This window comes from Paractinoplanes atraurantiacus (genome assembly GCF_900215205.1).
Lineage (GTDB): Bacteria > Actinomycetota > Actinomycetes > Mycobacteriales > Micromonosporaceae > Actinoplanes > Actinoplanes atraurantiacus.
The window spans coordinates 255478-272671 of record NZ_OBDY01000005.1; the positions used below are offsets into that span (position 1 = coordinate 255478).

Sequence of the window (17194 nt, forward strand, 5' to 3'; positions counted from 1 at the left end):
AATCCCGCGACCGCCTGTCGCATATCCAGCAGCCACCGGAAAAGTCGGACCGTGGCATAGTGTCCCCCGGCGTCATCGACCGATGTCGCTCGCCGTGGAAAAGGTGGTTGGAAGTGACGACGCGCTCACACACCCGATGGGCCCGGGCCGCGGCATCGATCGCGCTGGCCGGCGCGACGCTCGCGGCGGCCGCGACACCAGCGGCGGCCGCACCGGCGCCCATCAACATCCTGAGCGTGTCGGCCGAGAACGTGAAGCCCGGCGACAAGGTGCGCGTGAAGTTCCGCGTCACGAACACCGGAAGCCGAGCCGAGACGGCCATCGTGGTGGTCGGCGGCGGCCTGCCCTGCGCCACCGGCTGCCGGGCCGAGCCGAGCATCAAAGCCGGAAAGAGCCAGGACTTCCAGGCCACCGTGGTCGCACCCAAGGCCGGCCCGGGCGAGATCATCGGCCTCAACATCTCGGTCGCCGTGCGGCTCGGCGGCCAGAACAGCTACGACTACAAGATGGTCTACATCCACGGATCGGGCGCTTCGCAGCCGAAGCCGCCCTCCAAGGTGGAGGGCCTGTCGGGCCGGGTCCGCGACAGCAGCGGCAAGGCGCTGGGCGGCGTGGCTGTGACCGTCCGGGACAGCGCCGGCCACGAATACCGCACAACGACCGACCGGACCGGAAAGTTCTCGATCAAGTCGATCCCCGAGGGCAAACTCACGGTCATCGCCACCCTGAACGGATACCGCACCACGCGCACAACCGTTCGCGCCACCGCGAGTGTGCGTTTGACCTTGACCGCCACCCCCACACCCACCACGACCGCACCGTCCCCCAGAGCGACGACGGCCGAGCCCGAGGCCACCGAGCCGGAGACCGCCGCGTCCTCAGCCGCGCCCCTGGCCCTCAAGACAGTCAACGACGAGGGCAGCGGCCCCTTGCCGTTCGTCCTGGGCGGCCTGCTGATCGCCGCCGGCCTGGCCGCCCTGGCCCTGATGGTCACCCGCCGCCGGAGGGCTACGGTCCCGGCCGGAGCAGCCACGGTCGATGCACCGACCGCGGTGATGCCCACAGTGCCGCCGGCGAACGGCTACCCCGGCCCCTACAGCAGGGGGCGATGAGACCTACCGCCCGCCGGCCAACCGCTACCCGGCCCCTGCGGCGAGGGGGTGACGCCGGTGGTGCCGCCGGCCGACGGGTTCCCGGCCCTGCCGCCGGAGCGATGACGCCTGCGATGGCGCGGGCCGACGGATTCCGCGCCCTCCTGCCGCCGGGCGCGGTGACGCCCAGACAGGACCGCGGAGGCGTGTGGTCAGGTGGAGATGTCGGCGTAGTTGAGCCAGCGCTCGCGAGGGGACAAGCGTAAGCGGATTTTGCTGGGGTCTACGCAGCCGAGCAGGGGGAGGCGCTCGCGGATGCGGAACTGGGCGGCCTCGGTGGCGTCGGTCAGCAAGCGCTGGACCGCGGCGTGGTCGCGGTGTTCCTCGGAGAGCATCACGACCAGCTTGGCCCGGCCCCGGATGACGTCGCCGCGGCACAGGCGGGACTGGGCGTAGGCGACCTCGCAGCGCCGCGTGTGCGGGCGCAGGGCCGACTGCACCTCGGACAGCAGGGCCGGGGTGTCGACCGTGCGGTGCGGGAGCTGCCACCACAGCCAGATCGGATATGGGACCCGGCCCGTTATCGTCGCACCGGTCTGCTGGCTCGACGGTGGGTACGTGCAGCGCATCGCGGGACTGACCGCGACCTTCCAGTCGTCGATCAGGCTGTCGTCCGTCTCCTCGGTGGCGGCCGCCGGGTGGCCGGTGCTGGCGCTGATGTGGGGCAGCGCCTCGAGCCAGCCGCCCGACCACTGCGGCAGCAGGCGGGGCACGTCGGCCGCGACCGGCAGCATCAGGTTGATGAACGTGGTCTTGCGCATGCTCGAGATGGACGCCGCCAGCACGCCGATGCCCCTCGCCCGCAGGGCCGCCACCGCCGCCGCCGTCGTGCCCGTGCGGGACGGGCCGACCACGCTGGCGATGACCGCCCGCCTCGGTGTGAGGGCCGGCGCGTCCGGGAACAGGCGGTTGCGGGCCTGGCGGTAACGCTCCCGGTCGAATCCCCGGATCGTGAACCACTCACCCCGTACACGATTGAATCGCTGATCGCTGAGTTTGAGACCGAAGCCGTACTCTTCGGCCAGCGCCGCCAGTTCCGTCTCGAAGTCGAGGCGGGTGCCGGACAGGGCCGGGTCGACACCGACCGAGAAGCGCAGGCAGGGGCCGATGGCGTCGCGCAGGCGCTCGATGGAGCCGTCGCCGCGCTCGGCCTTGCTGGTCTGCGGGACCGGGGCGACCGGGGTGTGCAGGTGCAGGACCGGGGCGTCGCGTTCGGCGGCCAGGCCGGTCAGCTTCTCGATGATCAGGGCTTGCATGAGGGCTTCGCGATAGGTCGGCGACCAGTGCGCGGTGCCCAGGGTGATGATGACCTCAACCTTGCGGGTGGAATGGTTGAGGAAGCCGGGGTTGGGCACGGCATATCCGGAGTACGAGTGTGTGTCCCGCTGCCCGGTTCCTTCCTCCAGGCCGATCTGCACCCGGCCGCTGAACGCGGTCATGGCCGACGGCCAGGTCGACGTCGACACCGACAGGCCGGCCACGGAGAAGTGGCAGAAGTCGGTGGGCCAGCCGTTCGGGTCCTCCTTGTCCGGTTCGATGGCCGGCGCCGGTACCGAGCCGTTCGCGGCCCGGTGGGTGAGGGTGAACTGCACCGAGGAGAAGTGTGTGCCGGCCGCCTCGGCCGCGATCCGGGCCAGTTCGGATGATTTGGTGGAGCTCGCCGGCAGCGTCACTTCACACCTCGCCTCGGGCGTCGAAGAAGTCGTCCGGCTCGACCGGGTGGCGGGTGGAGCGGCGGGCGTCGCGCAGCCAGCGGGGCACCTTCGTCGAGCGGGGTACCGAGCTGCCGCGGTGGATGCGCCGGGCGTAGAACTCGCACAGGCAGCAGACCAGGATGCCGAGCAGGATGGCCAGCGCCAGCTGGAACATCCGGGTCATCTCCCGGTCGGACTGCACCGTGCCGACCACGATGGCCAGCGCCGTGGTCACCACCACCGACGCCGCGGCCAGGGTGCGCTGGAACCGGTGCAACTGGCCCAGCACCGATTTCGTGCTGGGCAGGTCGAGCCGGGCCAGGAGCAGGCCGGGCACCAGCAGCAGCACCGCGACGACGGCGTCGGCCTGCTCGGGCACGAAATGCTCGGACACCTCGGGCGAGTAGAGCCATTCGATCCCGCCCGACAGCAGCGTCCCGATGCCGAGGACGACCAGGGCCAGCCCGGCCACCATGCGGGTGATGCTTTCGATCAGGGCCGGCGCCTCGTCGGCCAGCGCCATGTAGGCGAAGACCCGCACGGGCTCGGTCGACTGCGGGCTGAGCTCGACCGACGGCCGGCGCCAGTGCGCGTGGGCGCCGTGCTCCCGCGGGTCGTTGTCGGTGGTGACGTCCCGGCCGGCCTGGACCGCGCGCAGGCCGGCCGCGATGTTGAGCAGGGCCGGGCCGGCCAGCAGGCTCTTGGCCAGGTGTTGCATGCCGTCGGCCGAGTAGTGCGCGCAGAACGCGGCCAGCACCTCGAGCGAGCAGTCGCCGTGCGACAGCGCCTCGAGGACCTGGGCCGAGGTGAGCCGCGCCGGCGGCGGGGCCGACCCGGGGCCGACCGGGATAGGCAGGCGGGCCAGGTAAGCCTCGTAGCCGGCCAGGTCGACCAGGCGCCGGCGGCCCAGCTCGGCCAGCCGGGAGGCGATGCCCTGCATCTCCAGCTCGAGCAGCTTGTGGTGCTCGCCGAGCAGGGCGGCCCGCCGGGCCACCGACTCCAGGTCCTGGGCGAGCACCTCGACGAACTCCTCGTCGACGTCGCTGGACATGAGGAACCGGCGCACGCTGATCTCCTGCCGGACTTCCAGGGTCAGGTGGTACGCCTTGACCGAGCGCGGGATCTCGGTCTCGTACTCGACGACGAACTCGCGGTTGACCGGCAGCACGTTCTTGGCCAGTGTCTGCAGCGGCGCCGGCCGGTGCTGGGCCGGCAGCAGCGGCGCCTCCCAGGTCAGAAACCGGCGCGGGCGGTCCAGGCCGAGCTGGGCGACCAGGATGTACTGCCGTACGGCCAATTGCAGCAGTCGCGCGAACGGCACCTGCTCGTCTCCCGGGAAAAGAGCTTCAAGACCGACGAGCGCCAGGTCCCGTACGGAGTGAGAGCCGCCCCCACGAGCAACCGGCGCCGTCAGCTCGGCGTGGTCGAGCGGCGTGTGCAGCCGCTGCCCGGCCGGCGATCCCACCATGATCAGCTCGGTGATCGCCGCCTCGATCAGCCAGCGCGACCGCTGATGGGTGTGCCGCAGCTGGTGGATCGGGCTGGCCGGCGCCGACACGTCCTCGTGCGCGTTGATCAGCATGAAGAGCAGCTTGACGAAGGCGGCGGCGGTGACCCGGTTGGCGTCGCGGTGCGACAGCCGGGGTACGACCTCGCCGTTCGACTCCCGGATGACCACGGGCGCCAGGTCGCGCCGGCTGTACCGGGAGACGGGCACCCACAGCGACGAACCCTCCCCCGGCACCGTGAGAGTGTCGCGCAGGCGTCCCGAGATGAGGTCGAGGTCGACGTCCACGCTGATGGTCCGGCTCATGTGCCCGCGGTCCATCAGCGTCAGATGTTCCGACAGTCGCGGCAGATGGTCGAGCCGGAACGACAGGTCCATCAGGGCCAGCCCGAGCGCCGCCTCCCGGCTGGGAAAGGTCACGGGCGAGGTCGGCACCGGCAACGCCCTGATCATCGTGCGCAGATGATCGAGCGGCCCGTCCCCGGCCCGCCCCCGCAGTTGGACAGTCATGTGCCTCCCTCATCGTCATCTTTGCCGCGCCGGAGGGATCGACGGCTGATCTGTCGCCATGACGACTGGTTTCGGCCCGTTCGCCTGCGGTGCGCCGGCCGGCCGCTCGACGATCACGGGGTGCCGCCGCCCGTGATCGCTCCCATGCTGGCCACGCCCGGTCCGGTGCCGGTCGGCGAGGGCTGGGCGGCGGAGTTCAAACATGACGGGATGCGGGCCTGTGTGACGGTCAGCGGCGACGGGTGGCGGGTGCACAGCCGCACCGGCCGCGACGTCACCGGCCACTTCCCGGAGCTGGCCGTGCTGCCGGAGCTGCTGGGCGGGCGGCGGGCCGTGCTCGACGGCGAACTGGTGGCCCTGGACGCGGCCGGTGTCACCGACTTCTCCCGGCTCCAGCAGCGGATCGGCGTGCGCGATCCGGCGCCGCGGCTGCTGCGGGCGACGCCGGTCACCCTGTACGTGTTCGACCTGCTGGTGCTCGGCGACGGGGAGCTGCTGGCCACGCCGTACGCGGAACGCCGCTCTTTGCTCGAAGAACTTGATCTGCGGGGAACTGGCGTGCAGACGCCGCCCTCGTTCCCCGGCGCCGCGGCCGAGGTCTACGCCGCCGCCCAGGAGCACGGCCTGGAAGGCGTCGTCTGCAAGCGGCTCGCCTCGCCGTACACCCCGGGCCTTCGCGCCAAGACTTGGATCAAGACCGTCATCCCGCACACCGCCGACGTGGTGGTGTGCGGCTGGCTGCCCGGCCGGGGCCGGCTGCGCGACAGCATCGGCGCGCTGATCGTGGGCGCCTACGACCGAGCCGGGCGACTGCACCTGATCGGCCGCGTCGGCAGTGGACTGTCCGGCGCCTCACGAGAACAGCTCGAACGGCGGCTCACCCCGCTGCGCCGGTCCCGCCCACCCGCGAGCCACGCGGAAGCCGCCGCGATGGCCGAGGCCACCTGGGTCGAGCCCGAGGTGGTGGCCCGCATCGCGTACCGCTCGTGGACGGGCGGAACCCAGCTGCGCCACCCGGTCTACCGAGGCGTGCTCGACGACCGGGATCCGTCGTGCGCCCAACTGCCCGAGTTGCGATGACCGCGCCATAAGCCCATGCCGGCCGATCATGTACGCCAGTTCCCGGAAAATGGCCGGTGCGGAGCCGGCTCCGGGACGGTCAGGCCTCGCGGAGGCGGCTGATCAGCTCGCGCAGCGCCGGCACGTCTGTTCCTTCGGCGTCGGCCCGGCTGCGGGCGTCGTCGAGGAAGTCGAGGTCTTGCTGGTGCACCTTGCCGCCGTGGTGGTAGGCGTTGAACGCGGCGAAGTCGAGCGGCTTGGACAGCTGCGTCAACTGCCGGAACATCTCGAGCAGCCCTTCCGGGGTGGTCTGCTCGGCGGCGGCCTGGCCGGTGGGCCCGAACACGCTGAGTCGCTGGATCTCGCGGGTGGCGGCTACGCCGAGCTGCCACGCTTCGTGCGAGGCGTCGATGGTGTCGAGGGGCTGCCAGCCGAGGAGCTCCCAGGCGAGGATCGGGGTGAGGATGGCGACACCGATGGCCATCTCGGCCGCGGGCATGATGGCCGCGGCGGGGATGCCGTTGCCGGAGTAGGCCGCGGTGAAGGCTTCGGCGAGCTTCGGGGAGCTGTCGTCGATGGTGAAGCCGGCCGGGCCGAGGTGCTTGAACGCGTAGTCCGCCTGGGCGAGCAGATCCGCGTCGACGGACGGGTCGACGGGCAGGCCGGCTGCGGCGACCTCGTGGATCAGAGCGCCGGTGTTGCCCATGGCGACCTGCTCCTCGGACAAACCGGACTCGGCGATGAACCAGGATCGGACCCCGATGCCGACGGCGCCGAGGATGACGCCGGTGTTCGTGCCGCGGAAGGCGCGGCCGATCTCCTTGACCAGCTTCAGGCCCGCCTCGGCGCGCAGGGACGCGTTGTCGAGGGTGACGATGAGGAAGTCGAAGCGCTGGCTCGCCAGCTCGGCCGCATCGGTGATGACGTCGTAGCCGGAGAAGCGGTCGAGGGTGTTGGTCGCGTAGGAGAACATCGCCTGCGGGCGGGCGAGCTGCTCCTGCCGGTGCGGCCGGACGAGGAAGGTGACCTTCGCGCCGGCGCGGATGAGGTCGTACGCGGTGTTCACGCCGACGGAGCCGGCGCCGACGATGCCGAAGGACGGGGTGTTGTCAGTCATCAGGGTTTCCTTGTGTGAGTGAGTCGGTCAGAGAGCGGCGCGGATGGACTCGGCGAGCGGCTTGGGTGTGCGCCCGAGCAGCCGGGCGAACGCGTCGGAGTCGGTGTACATCTCGCCCTTGCGGATGGAGGTGTCGCCCGCGGCGCCGAACTCGATGAGCATCGGGTGCGCCCCGGCTGCCGTGAGCCTCGCGGTGAGTTCCTCGGCGGTGACGTCGCGGTGCACGATCGTCCTGCCGGTGACCTCGGAGATCACCTGCGCGAGCTCGGCGAGGGTGAACGATGGGCCGCCGAGTTCGTAGGTCTTGGATCCGGTGTCCTCGGAGAGCAGCACCTTGGCGGTGACGGCGGCGAAGTCGGCCCGGGCGGCGCCGGAGATCCGGCCGTCGCCGGTCGCGGCGACGACCTCACCGGTTTCGAGATAGCCGGGGAGCAGGTAGGTGTAGACCTCGTGGTACCAGGCGTTGCGCAGGATCGTGAACGGGATGCCGCTGGCGGCGATGAGCTGCTCGGTCTTGAAGTGTTCGGGCGCGAGCGGGTGCGAGCTGTGGTCGGCGTTGACGATCGAGGTGTAGGCGATGTGCCCGACGCCGACCTGCACGGCCGCGTCGATCACGCTGCTGTGTGACGTGCTCGCACCGGGCCCGGAGACCGAGATCAGCAGCAGCCGGTCGACCCCTTCGAGAGCCGCCGGCCAGGCGGCCCGGTCGGAGTAATCGCCCTGGCGTACCACGACGCCCCGCTCGGCGAGGTCGGTGACCTTGGCGGGGTCGCGGACGATGGCGACGATCTGGTCGGCGGGCGTGCCGGCCGCGAGGAGTTCCTCGATGGTGAGGCGTCCGAGCCCGCCGGAGGCGCCGGTGATGGCAAAGGTCATGGTCGTTGTGCCTTTCGGTGGTGGTGTGAGCGTGCGTGTGTCGTGCAGAGGCGAAGGGTCGGTCGACCGCGACGGGAGCCGGTGCCTGCTCGCCGGTCGACCAGCGGGATGGTCAGTGCATGACGACGGCGGCGCCGGTGTGCTCGGCCGCGGTGGTGCTGCGGTCGCGGACCCGGCGGATGAGCAGCCCACCGGCCAGCGCGGTGGCGAGGAGAGCGACCGCGGAGACGGCGAAGGTCACGTGGTAGCCGTGGACGGCTGCGGCATTCGCGAGATCATCGGAGCCCTCGTTCGCCTGGACGTAGCGCAGGACCGCGCCGCCGTAGACGCTGCTGAGCAGGGCTGTGCCGATGGATCCGCCGACCTGCTGGACCATGTTGACCGCCGCCGACGCGACACCGACGTCGCCGGCGTCCACACCGAGGGTGCCCGTGGAGATCGCCGCGGAGAAGGTCAGGCCGACGCCGAGGCCGATGACGACCAGGGCCGGCAGGACCACGGCGGCGTAGGAGCCATCGACGGACAACGCCTGCAGAATCAACAGGCCGGCGGCGGACGCGAGAGAGCCGATGACGACTGCCAGGCGCGCTCCGATCCGGGGCAGGACGACGCTGCCGACGACGTTGGCGCTGACGATGATCGACAATGGGAACGGCACGAAGGCGACGCCGGTCATGAGCGCGGAGAAGCCCAGGGTGATCTGGAGGTAGTAGGTCAGGAACAGGAACAACCCGAACAGGCCGACACTGAGCAGGCCGAGGACGAGCATGGCCCCACCGCGGTCCCGGTCGAGAACCACGCGCAGCGGCAACAGCGGGTGTGCCACACGGTGTTCCACGAGGACGAACACCGCGACGAGCACCACGCCGACGGCCAGCGCGCCCAGCGTGAGCGCGTCGGACCACCCCGCCGATTCAGCGCGGGCGAAGCCGTAGACGATCGCGACGAGCCCCAGCGTCACGGTGAGCACCCCGGCGACGTCGAAGCGGGGCCGGGCGGTGCGGACCGCCCGGGGCAGCAGGGCGGCGGCGCCGACGATAGCGGCGACGGCGAAGATGATGTTGACGAACATGCACCAGCGCCAGGACAGGTACTCGGTCAGCACCCCACCGAGTAGCAGGCCGATCGCGCCGCCCGAGGCGGCCACGGCACCGAAGATGCTGAACGCCTTCGTGCGTTCCTTGCTGTCGGTGAAGGTCGTGGTGATCAGGGCGAGCGCGGCCGGCGCGAGGAGCGCGCCGAACGCGCCCTGGGCCGCCCGGGCGGCGACGAGTACGCCGAACGACGGCGCCACTCCACCCAGTGCCGACGCCAGCGCGAACCCGGCCAACCCGATCAGGAACGCGCGCTTCTGGCCGAACAGATCCGCCAGGCGGCCGCCGAGCAGCAGCAGGCTGCCGAACGCCAAGGCGTATGCGGTGACGATCCACTGCCGGTCGTGATCACCGAACCTCAGATCGACCTGCGCCGCCGGCAGCGCGATGTTCACGATCGTGGCGTCGAGCACCACCATCAGCTGGGCGACGACGATGAAGGCGAGAGCGAGCCACTTACGCCCACTGAGCAGGTCAGGCTCGATGACGCGATCAGCCACCGGGCTGGAATGAGACATGAAGACTCCACGAACCACGAGGAAGAAAATACGGAACGGAAGGTCCGCTTCTTCAAGGTAGCAGAAGCGGACCAGATTTTCCGGATAAGCGGACCCCGTGTTCCGTATCATGGCCGAGAATCGGAACTTCAGTTCCGTATCGGGTACTCTTGGCGTCATGTCCAACGCGTCGACCCTGCCCACCCGCAAGGATGCGGCGCGCAACCGTGCGCGCCTGCTGAAGGCGGCTCTAGAGCTTTTCGGCACGCAGACCGACGTCACCCTCAAGGACGTCGCTCGCCAGGCAGGCGTCGGTGTCGGCACCGTCTACCGGCACTTCCCGACAAAGGAAGACCTGCTGGACGCGCTGACCTCGGACCAAGTGACCCTCGCGGTCGACATCGCGCGCGAGGCCGCGGCGGAGTCCGACGGATGGCAAGGTCTCACCCGGTTCCTGGAGGAATCGATGAGACTACAGGTGGAGAACGGCTGCCTGCGTTGCGTAGTAGACACCGGCGAGCCGTTCAGTCCTGTGATCGCAGAAGCCCGGGAAACGATCGCCTCATTGGTACAGCAGATAGTGGCCAAGGCGCAGCAACAGGGCACGCTGAACGCCGACCTCGACGCCACGGACATCAACCTCATGCTGCTCGCACTGGTGGCAGTGCTGGACGCGACCCGGGCCACCTCACCGGACCGGTATCGCCATCAACTCGCACTGCTCCTGGACGGCATGCGCGCAGAAAACCGCCAAGCCGCCAGCATCGCCTGATCACGCGGCTTGGACGCCCTCGAATACGGCGGCTCCACCGGTCCACTTACCGGACTGAGCGCTCACGGCTGTACGGGCAGGATCGCGCAGGTGGACAGCGCCGGCAGGCCGGCCAGCCGGTGCGTGAGCCAGTCGACGGCCGTGCCCTGGTCGGTCAGCAGCGGGCCGAAGTGGTTCAGCAGGGCGCTGCCCGACTCGAGCTGGCCGATCGGGGCGTAGACGACGTTGCCGCCGAGACGGCACCAGTCGGCGGCCATCGTGCGGGCCTGGCCATGCGGCACGAGGTTGTCCCGCACGCCGGTGGCCACCCTGACGACGCCGGTCGGCTTGCGGTCGCCGATCCGCTGCTCGTCGATGAAGGCGCGCAGGACCGGCTCGGCCGCGGTGACCTCGGCCAGCGACTGACCGGACGTGGTCCACGACGAGCTCTTCCGCCCGGCGTATCCGAAGATCCCGTCACCGACGCACATCGTCGACATGGACTTCAGCGCGGCCCGCCCGGAGTCGCTGAGATATTTGTCGACCAGCGGCCGCAGGGCCGGCTCCGACTGCACGAATCCGTTCACCGACCAGCCCAGGGCGGCGGCCAGCTCACTGCCGTCGATCGCCGCCGTGACCGCGGCCAGATCGGCCGGGGGCGCGCCCGAGTAGGTGGCTTTCAAGCGGACATCCGGCGCGTACGTCGATTGGAGCTCCGCCGCCGAGGCGACCGCGCCGCCGCCCTGGCTGTATCCGTAGAGGCCGACAAGGGACGCCGCCGTGATCGACGTGTTCGGAAGAGCCTTGGCCGCGCGCGCCGCGTCCAGCACGGCGTGCCCCTGATCGACGCGGTTCACGTACGTGTGCACCCGGTCGGTCGTGCCCAGGCCCGGGTAGTCGGTCTGCACGACGGCGATGCCCTTGGCGAGAAGCCGGTAGAGGGCCAGCACCTCGTACCCGATGGAAATGGTCGTCTGCCCTTGCTCCGACCCGAGAATCAGGCCCTTCTGCAATGCCAGGGAAGTCGAGCACTGGTCGCCCTGGCCCATCGTGCCGGGCGCGAGAACCACCAGCGGCCGTGCGCCGGGCCCACGCCAGGCCGCGGCCGGCTCGACGTAGGCCCCGGTGACGGCGACCGGACCACCGGAGGCGTCGGTGGACTTGTACATGATCCGGGTCGCCGTTCCCGGCAGGGTCCCGGTGATGCCGGGCAGCGACAGGGCGAGCGGCAACGACTCGGTACGGACGAGCGCGCCGTCGGCCGCCGGCAACGTCGCCGGCGGCGTGTAGAAGGCGGGGATCGTGACCGCGGCGGCGGACGCCGGCGCGGGAACGGCAATCGAGGCGGCGAGCAGAACGGCGGCGAAGAGTGTGCGTTTGAGCATGTCCGGCCTCCACGGGGCTCTGGTTACCGGAAGGTAACCAGGCCACCCGAGACAAACCAGAAGGTTGAACTCTCACTTGAGGTACGCCGCGAGCGCGCCCGGCGCCTCCGGCCCGGCGCTCAGACTGTCCTCGATCACCTGGGCCGCGAGGTGATCCGGCAGGGGCGAGGCGGTCAGGATGTGGTCACGAGCGAAGGTCACGGTCTCCATCGAGTCGTACGCGTGTGACAGCTGCCCTTGATACTCCGGCGTGATCATCTCGGCGGGTTCGGCCGGCGCCGGGGCGACCAGCACGAGCCCGGTCAGGCCGTCCGGCTGCCCGGCCGCCACGAGCTGGGCCACCTTGCCGCCCATCGAGTGCCCGACCAGGACGTACTCGCTCAGCCCGGCAACCGCCTCACGGACGTCCTGGGCCATTCTTTCCAGGGTGTACGGGCCGGGAAGCGCCCGCGAGCGCCCCCAGCCCCGGGCGTCGAAAACGAGCGTCCGGCGGCCGTCGAGCCGCTCGATGACGGGCTGCCAGGTGCGGGCCGAGCCGCCCCAGTCGGGCGCCGAACGACATCGAGACGATGTCGTTCGCCACGCTGCGCCGCCGCAACGACGGCGGCACCCAGCGGGCCGATTTCCACGTGCTGGCCCTGATCCGCGCCGGCACCGGCGAGGTGTCGGCCGACTTCACGTCGTACGTCCTGCGCCCCGGCACGGTCGTGTGGCTGCCACCGGGAGTGGTGCACCGGTGGACCGAGATCGCGCACACATCAGGCCAGCTGGTCCTGTTCATTCCCACAGCGCCCTTCGTTCCCTTCGGGCCCTTCGCGCTCCTGGGCACCGCCTCCGCCGCGTCCGCCTCCATCGCCTCTCCCGCCTCGCGCCCACCGCCTCTCCCGCCCTCGCGCCCACCGCGGCCGGGCCCAGCGCGGCCGTGCCCACCGCGGCCGTGCCCACCGCAGTCGTGCCCACTGGGGCCGCGAGCAGGGCGGCCGTCGCGCCGGTCGGGCCCGTCGCGGCGTGTTGGACGGCCGGCGAACACACGTGGCCGCTGATCAACGCCGCATTCGACCATCTGCGGCTGGAGACGCGGGCCGCGGAGCGCGTGTCCGAAGTGCCGCGGCTGCTGTTGACGGCGCTCGTCTTGCGGCTCGACCCGCCCGGCGACGCCGGCGCCGGTGCCGGGGACGAGACGTTCCGGCGGTTCCGCGCCGCCGTCGAGGTGGACTTTCGCCACCACCACGATGTGGGCCACTACGCCCGTGCGCTCGGGTGGTCGGCGCGGACGCTGTCGCGCGCGTGCCTGGCCGCGACCGGGCGGACCGCCAAGGACCTTCTGGCGGAGCGGCTGCTGCTGGAGGCCAAGCGGCTGCTCGCCCACGACGGGCTGAGTCCCGTACGGTGCGGGCAGCGGCTCGGCTTTCCCGACGCCTCGAACTTCTCGGCCTTCTTCCTGCGCGGCGCCGGGATGCGGCCCGGCGCCTGGCAGGCGGAGTTCAGCAGCCGTTCCGGGCGGCGCTGACGGCCACGTCGTCGTACCAGAGGGTGTCGGCGCCTTCGCCGTAGCTCTCCCAGCCCAGGCGCAGGTCGGTCAGGGCCGGGCGCCATGTGCGGTTGAGCCACTGGCCGTCGATGTCGTGGGTGGGCACGCCGTCCTCCAGCAGGCCGGGCACCGAGGTGCCGTTCAGCCACGTCTCGATGGTGCCGTTGGCGCCGTCCACCTTGTATTCGACGCAGTTCCAGGTGTTGACCGGCAGCGGGGTGGACAGGGCGACACCGGCCGGGCTCTGCTCGGGCAGGGTCGCGTCGTCGGAGGCCCGGTTGAACTGGAGGGCGCCGTTCTGCCCGCCGAAGCGCAGATCCCGTCCCCCGTCGGCCGCGTCGCGCATGGCCACGGCGGTGACGTGCGAGGCCGGCAGCGCGGTGGTGTGCCGCACCCAGAACCGCACGTACCAGGCCGTGCCCGCGCCTGTCAGCAGTTGGGTGTTGCGGACGAAGACGTGGTTGCAGTAGCCGGCCGCCCCGTTGACGCGCAGCGACGCCGAGCCGCTGTGTGCGACGGCGCGGTCGATGGCGGCGGTCCCCGCACCGGAGCAGTCCGGATAGGTGACGGCCCAGTCCCCGGACGGAACAGCGCCCGTCTGGTTCTCGAACCCATCCCCCGGGCCGGCGGGCGGAGGTGTGGTGGGCGGGGGCGTGGTGGGCGGAGGCGTGGTCGGTGGAGGGGTGGTCGGCGGCGGGGTGGTCGGCGGCGGGGTGTCACCCCCGCACGAGACGCCGTTGAAGGTGAAGGCGGTCGGTGCGGCATTGGTGCCGGAGTACGTCGCCTGGAAGCCGAAGCGGGTGGACGCGCCGGTCGCCAGCGGACCGTTCCAGCCGACGCTCGCCGCGGTCACGACGTTGCCGGACTGGGTGACCGTGGCATTCCAGCCGTTGGTGACCCGCTGGTCGCCGGCGAAGGTCCAGGACAGCGTCCACGAGGTGACCGGCGCGCCGCCGTTGGTGACCTGGACGTCGGCCGTGAACCCGTTCGACCAGGAATTCGCCGTCCACCCGACAGTGCAGGCGGGCGCCGCCGTCGCGGCCGGCGCCCGCACCACGACCAGACCCGCCGCCACCAGCACCGCCGCCGTCACGATCCGACCCTTCACGACTACCTCCTCCAGCCATTGGGAGCGCTCCCATATATCGATGACTGTAGTTGTACGAGGCGTCGCTGGCGAGCCCGGGCGAAACTCAGGGCAGCAGGGCGTCGAGATCCGGTGGGGCGGTGAGCAGGCCGTCGGTCTGCGCGAGGCCGGCCAGAGTCTCGACCGAGGCGCGGTTCACCTCGGCGGGCCAGCGGGGCAGCACCAGGGCGGCGCGGGTCTCGGGTGGGATCTTGGTGTAGTCACCCAGGGCGGCCCGCACCTCGTCGGGGTGGGAGTCGGCGTACGCCAAAGACTCCTTCATCGCCTCGGTGAACCGCTTGACCAGGTCGGGGTCGCGGGCCAGGAGGTCCTGCGAGGTGAAGTACATGGCCACGGTCAGGTCGGGGGCGGCGTCGACGTAGCTCGAAGCTATCTTGCGCGCGCCCGCGGCCAGGGCCGCCTGCTGGAACGGCTCCACCACGAAGATGGCGTCGACCTGGCCGGCCTGCAACGCCGGCAGTTGGTCGGGGAAGGCCAGCTCGGTGAAGGTGACCTTCGTGGCGTCGCCGCCGTCCTTGCGGACCGAGGCGCGCACGCTCGTCTCGACGATGTTCTTCAAGGTGTTGGCCGCCACCTTACGCCCGGCGAGATCTTTGGCCGTACGGATCGGGCTGTCCGCCTTGACGAAAAGCCCCGCGAAGTCTTTGCCGTCGACGCCGGTGGAGTTGTTGCCGTTCGAGATGGCCTTGATCGGCACCTTGCGGCTCTGGGCGAGCAGCAGCGAGATGGTGTTGCTGAAGCCGAACTGGAACTCGCCGCTGAGCACGGCCGGCACGATGGCCGAGCCGCCCTGGGCCGTGGTCAGCGTGAGGTCGATGTCGCGGTTGCTGAAGAAGCCCTTGGCCTTGCCCAGGTAGATGGGCGCGACGTCGACGATGGCGATGACCCCGGCGCTGACCTTGTCGGGGCCGGCGTCGCCGTCCGCGTCGTCGCCGCCACCACCGCCACACGCGGTGACGACCAGCAGCACGGCGGCCAGTGCCGCGAGAAGAGGCGAGCGTCGCATCGGAACTCCGTCCAGCAGACTCCCGGGCACCTTAGATCGACATGCGCCTATCGGTCAATGCAGGCGGCGCAACGCCAGATGGATGTGGCCGCCCGTCTCGGCCAGCGCGCGGGTGGCCGCGTCGGCGGTGGCGCCGGCGATCAGCGTCACCACTGCCACTTTGGCGTCGCCGCCGGCGTCGCGCAGGGCCTGGCGGCAGGCCTCCACGTCGGCGCCGGTCGCCTCGGCCAGGATGCGCAACTGGCGGTCGCGCAGCTTGGCGTTGCTGGCCAGCATGTCGGTCATCAGGTTCGAATACGTGCGGCCGAGCCGCACCATGGTCGCGGTGGAGAAAGCGTTCAGCACCAGCTTCTGGGCGGTGCCGGCCTTCATCCGGGTCGAGCCGGTCAGCACCTCGGGCCCGGTGTCCGGCGCCACGTGCACGTCCACGCCGGTGGCGATCGGCGACGCCGGGTTGGCCGACACGAGCACCGTGCGCGCTCCGCAGGCGCGCGCGGCGGCCAGGGCGGCGCGGACATAGGGCGTACGGCCGCTGGCCGTGACCCCGACGACCAGGTCTCCCTGAACGATCTCGCCGGCCACCGCGGCGCCGGCGATCTCGTCGTCCTCGGCGTCCTCGGCGGGACGGGTGAGCGCGTGCACGCCGCCCGCGATGTGGGCCACCACGCGGCCCGGCTCGAGCCCGAAGGTGGGGATCAGCTCGGCCGCGTCCAGCACGGCCATCCGGCCCGAGGTGCCGGCGCCGACGTAGTGCACGCGGTGGCCGGCGGCGAGCGCGGTCACCGCCAGCTCGACGGCGGCGGCGAGCTCGGGCAGCACCTCGGCCACCGCGGCCGGCACCCGCTGGTCCTCGTCGTTGATCAGCGCCAGCAGGTCGAGCGTGGTCATCCGGTCGATCGCGGCGCTGTGCGGGTTGCGCTGCTCGGTGCGCGACAGCGGCACCTCGTCCACGGGCCTCACCCGCGGCTCCGCTCGGCGCCGATCCGCCGTCCCCGCACGGCCGCGTACGTGACGTCGAGCGCGGTGCGGGTCTCGGCGTACGTGCGCTGGGCGACGCCGACGAAGACGCAGTCGATGACGGTGAGCTGGGCCAGGCGGCTGGCCATGGCGCCGGAGCGGAAGGTGGTCTCGCGGGCGGCGGTGGTCAGCACCAGATCGGCGACCCGGGTGATGGGCGACTTGGGAAAGTTGGTGAGCGCGACCGTGCGCGCACCGCGCCGGCCAGCCTCGGCGAAGGCGTCGATCGTGTCGGAGGTCGTGCCGGTGTGCGAGATGCCGAAGGCGACGTCCCCCTCGTCGAGCAGGGCGGCGCTGGTCAGGGCCAGATGGGTGTCGCTCCAGGCGTACGCGATCCGGCCGATCCGATAGAGCTTCTGCTGGAAGTCGGTGGCCACGAAGGCGCTCGCCCCGACACCGTAGATGTCCACCCGCCGCGCGCCGGCCACCAGATCGACGACCTGCTCCAGCACCGCGATGTCGATCTGGGAGGCGGTCTCCTCGACCGCACGGGCGTCGGCGAAGGCGATCTTCTTGACCACCTGGGCCAGGTCGTCGCTCTCGCTGATGTCGCTGCCCACCGGCTCCTCGTCGGAGACGGTGCGCCCGGCCTCGGCGGCCAGGGTCAGCCGCAGTTGCGAATAGCCGGCGAAGCCCATGGCCCGGCAGAACCGGATCACCGTGGTCTCGCTGGACCCGGCCCGCTCGGCCAGGTCGGTGATGGTGAGCCCGGCCGCGGTGGCCGCCTCGTCGATGACCACCCGGGCCACCCGCTGCTCGGCCGGCGACAGCGACGGCAGCAGCCCACGCGCCCGGACGATCGTCTCCGCTGCTGGCTGCTTCCGCCCCGTCATGAAGAAAAGTTTCCTTTGA

At 71.2% G+C, this 17194-nt stretch carries 15 protein-coding genes and 1 pseudogene; 5 read left to right on the plus strand and 11 right to left on the minus strand.

Translation table 11 applies throughout. The features are described 5' to 3' along the window. The first annotated feature begins 113 nt into the window (after positions 1–113). Positions 114–1112 (plus strand): carboxypeptidase-like regulatory domain-containing protein, encoded by a 999-nt coding sequence (locus CRP55_RS15310; RefSeq protein ID WP_097320557.1) that lies wholly within the window; start codon positions 114–116, stop codon positions 1110–1112. 191 nt (positions 1113–1303) lie between these two features. Here the strand turns inward: CRP55_RS15310 and CRP55_RS15315 are convergent, their stop codons facing one another. After that, positions 1304–2824 (minus strand): hypothetical protein, encoded by a 1521-nt coding sequence (locus CRP55_RS15315; protein ID WP_097320558.1) that lies wholly within the window; start codon positions 2822–2824, stop codon positions 1304–1306. A 1-nt stretch (position 2825) separates the two neighbouring features. Continuing rightward, positions 2826–4862, minus strand: coding sequence for a hypothetical protein (locus CRP55_RS15320; protein ID WP_179855178.1), 2037 nt, complete (start codon positions 4860–4862; stop codon positions 2826–2828). Positions 4863–4982: 120 nt separating this feature from the next. Between CRP55_RS15320 and ligD the strand changes: the two genes are divergently transcribed. Further along, a complete protein-coding gene (gene ligD / locus CRP55_RS53010) occupies positions 4983–5942 on the plus strand; it encodes a non-homologous end-joining DNA ligase (protein ID WP_179855179.1) in 960 nt (319 codons plus the stop codon). 79 nt (positions 5943–6021) lie between these two features. Here the strand turns inward: ligD and CRP55_RS15330 are convergent, their stop codons facing one another. The 3 genes from CRP55_RS15330 to CRP55_RS15340 all read right to left on the minus strand — a co-directional run bounded on the left by CRP55_RS15330 (position 6022) and on the right by CRP55_RS15340 (position 9526). Next, entirely contained in the window at positions 6022–7038 is a 1017-nt protein-coding gene (locus CRP55_RS15330; RefSeq protein ID WP_097320561.1) for a 2-dehydropantoate 2-reductase N-terminal domain-containing protein, read from the minus strand. 27 nt (positions 7039–7065) lie between these two features. Then, positions 7066–7914: an SDR family oxidoreductase gene (locus tag CRP55_RS15335; protein WP_097320562.1), complete on the minus strand. Its 849-nt coding sequence runs from the start codon at positions 7912–7914 to the stop codon at positions 7066–7068. Between the two features lie 112 nt (positions 7915–8026). Continuing rightward, a complete protein-coding gene (locus tag CRP55_RS15340) occupies positions 8027–9526 on the minus strand; it encodes an MFS transporter (protein ID WP_097320563.1) in 1500 nt (499 codons plus the stop codon). Positions 9527–9683: 157 nt separating this feature from the next. Between CRP55_RS15340 and CRP55_RS15345 the strand changes: the two genes are divergently transcribed. Continuing rightward, positions 9684–10277, plus strand: a complete 594-nt coding sequence (locus CRP55_RS15345) for a TetR/AcrR family transcriptional regulator (RefSeq protein WP_179855180.1) — start codon at positions 9684–9686, stop codon at positions 10275–10277. Between the two features lie 62 nt (positions 10278–10339). Here the strand turns inward: CRP55_RS15345 and CRP55_RS15350 are convergent, their stop codons facing one another. Then, complete coding sequence (locus CRP55_RS15350) at positions 10340–11641, minus strand: lipase family protein (protein WP_097320565.1); 1302 nt, start codon at positions 11639–11641, stop codon at positions 10340–10342. 72 nt (positions 11642–11713) lie between these two features. Beyond that, a pseudogene (locus CRP55_RS15355) lies at positions 11714–12172 on the minus strand (alpha/beta fold hydrolase); the annotation flags it as partial. 38 nt (positions 12173–12210) lie between these two features. Here CRP55_RS15355 and CRP55_RS56210 point away from each other — a divergent pair. Both CRP55_RS56210 and CRP55_RS15365 read left to right on the plus strand, forming a co-directional pair. After that, on the plus strand, positions 12211–12684 hold the full coding sequence (locus tag CRP55_RS56210; protein ID WP_097320567.1) for a cupin domain-containing protein: 474 nt from the start codon (positions 12211–12213) through the stop codon (positions 12682–12684). Further along, positions 12579–13151, plus strand: coding sequence for a helix-turn-helix domain-containing protein (locus CRP55_RS15365; RefSeq protein WP_245923005.1), 573 nt, complete (start codon positions 12579–12581; stop codon positions 13149–13151). The genes CRP55_RS56210 and CRP55_RS15365 overlap by 106 nt, the downstream gene beginning before the upstream one ends. On the opposite strand, the gene CRP55_RS15370 is transcribed toward CRP55_RS15365, so the two are convergent. The 4 genes from CRP55_RS15370 to CRP55_RS15385 form a co-directional block, all read right to left on the minus strand. Then, positions 13126–14280: a cellulose-binding domain-containing protein gene (locus CRP55_RS15370; RefSeq protein WP_097320569.1), complete on the minus strand. Its 1155-nt coding sequence runs from the start codon at positions 14278–14280 to the stop codon at positions 13126–13128. The genes CRP55_RS15365 and CRP55_RS15370 overlap by 26 nt on opposite strands. A gap of 85 nt (positions 14281–14365) precedes the next feature. Continuing rightward, positions 14366–15325: an ABC transporter substrate-binding protein gene (locus tag CRP55_RS15375; protein ID WP_097320570.1), complete on the minus strand. Its 960-nt coding sequence runs from the start codon at positions 15323–15325 to the stop codon at positions 14366–14368. Positions 15326–15379: 54 nt separating this feature from the next. Continuing rightward, complete coding sequence (gene murQ / locus CRP55_RS15380; protein ID WP_097320571.1) at positions 15380–16285, minus strand: N-acetylmuramic acid 6-phosphate etherase; 906 nt, start codon at positions 16283–16285, stop codon at positions 15380–15382. Then, on the minus strand, positions 16282–17175 hold the full coding sequence (locus CRP55_RS15385; RefSeq protein WP_097320572.1) for a MurR/RpiR family transcriptional regulator: 894 nt from the start codon (positions 17173–17175) through the stop codon (positions 16282–16284). The genes murQ and CRP55_RS15385 overlap by 4 nt, the downstream gene beginning before the upstream one ends. Positions 17176–17194 lie beyond the last annotated feature (19 nt).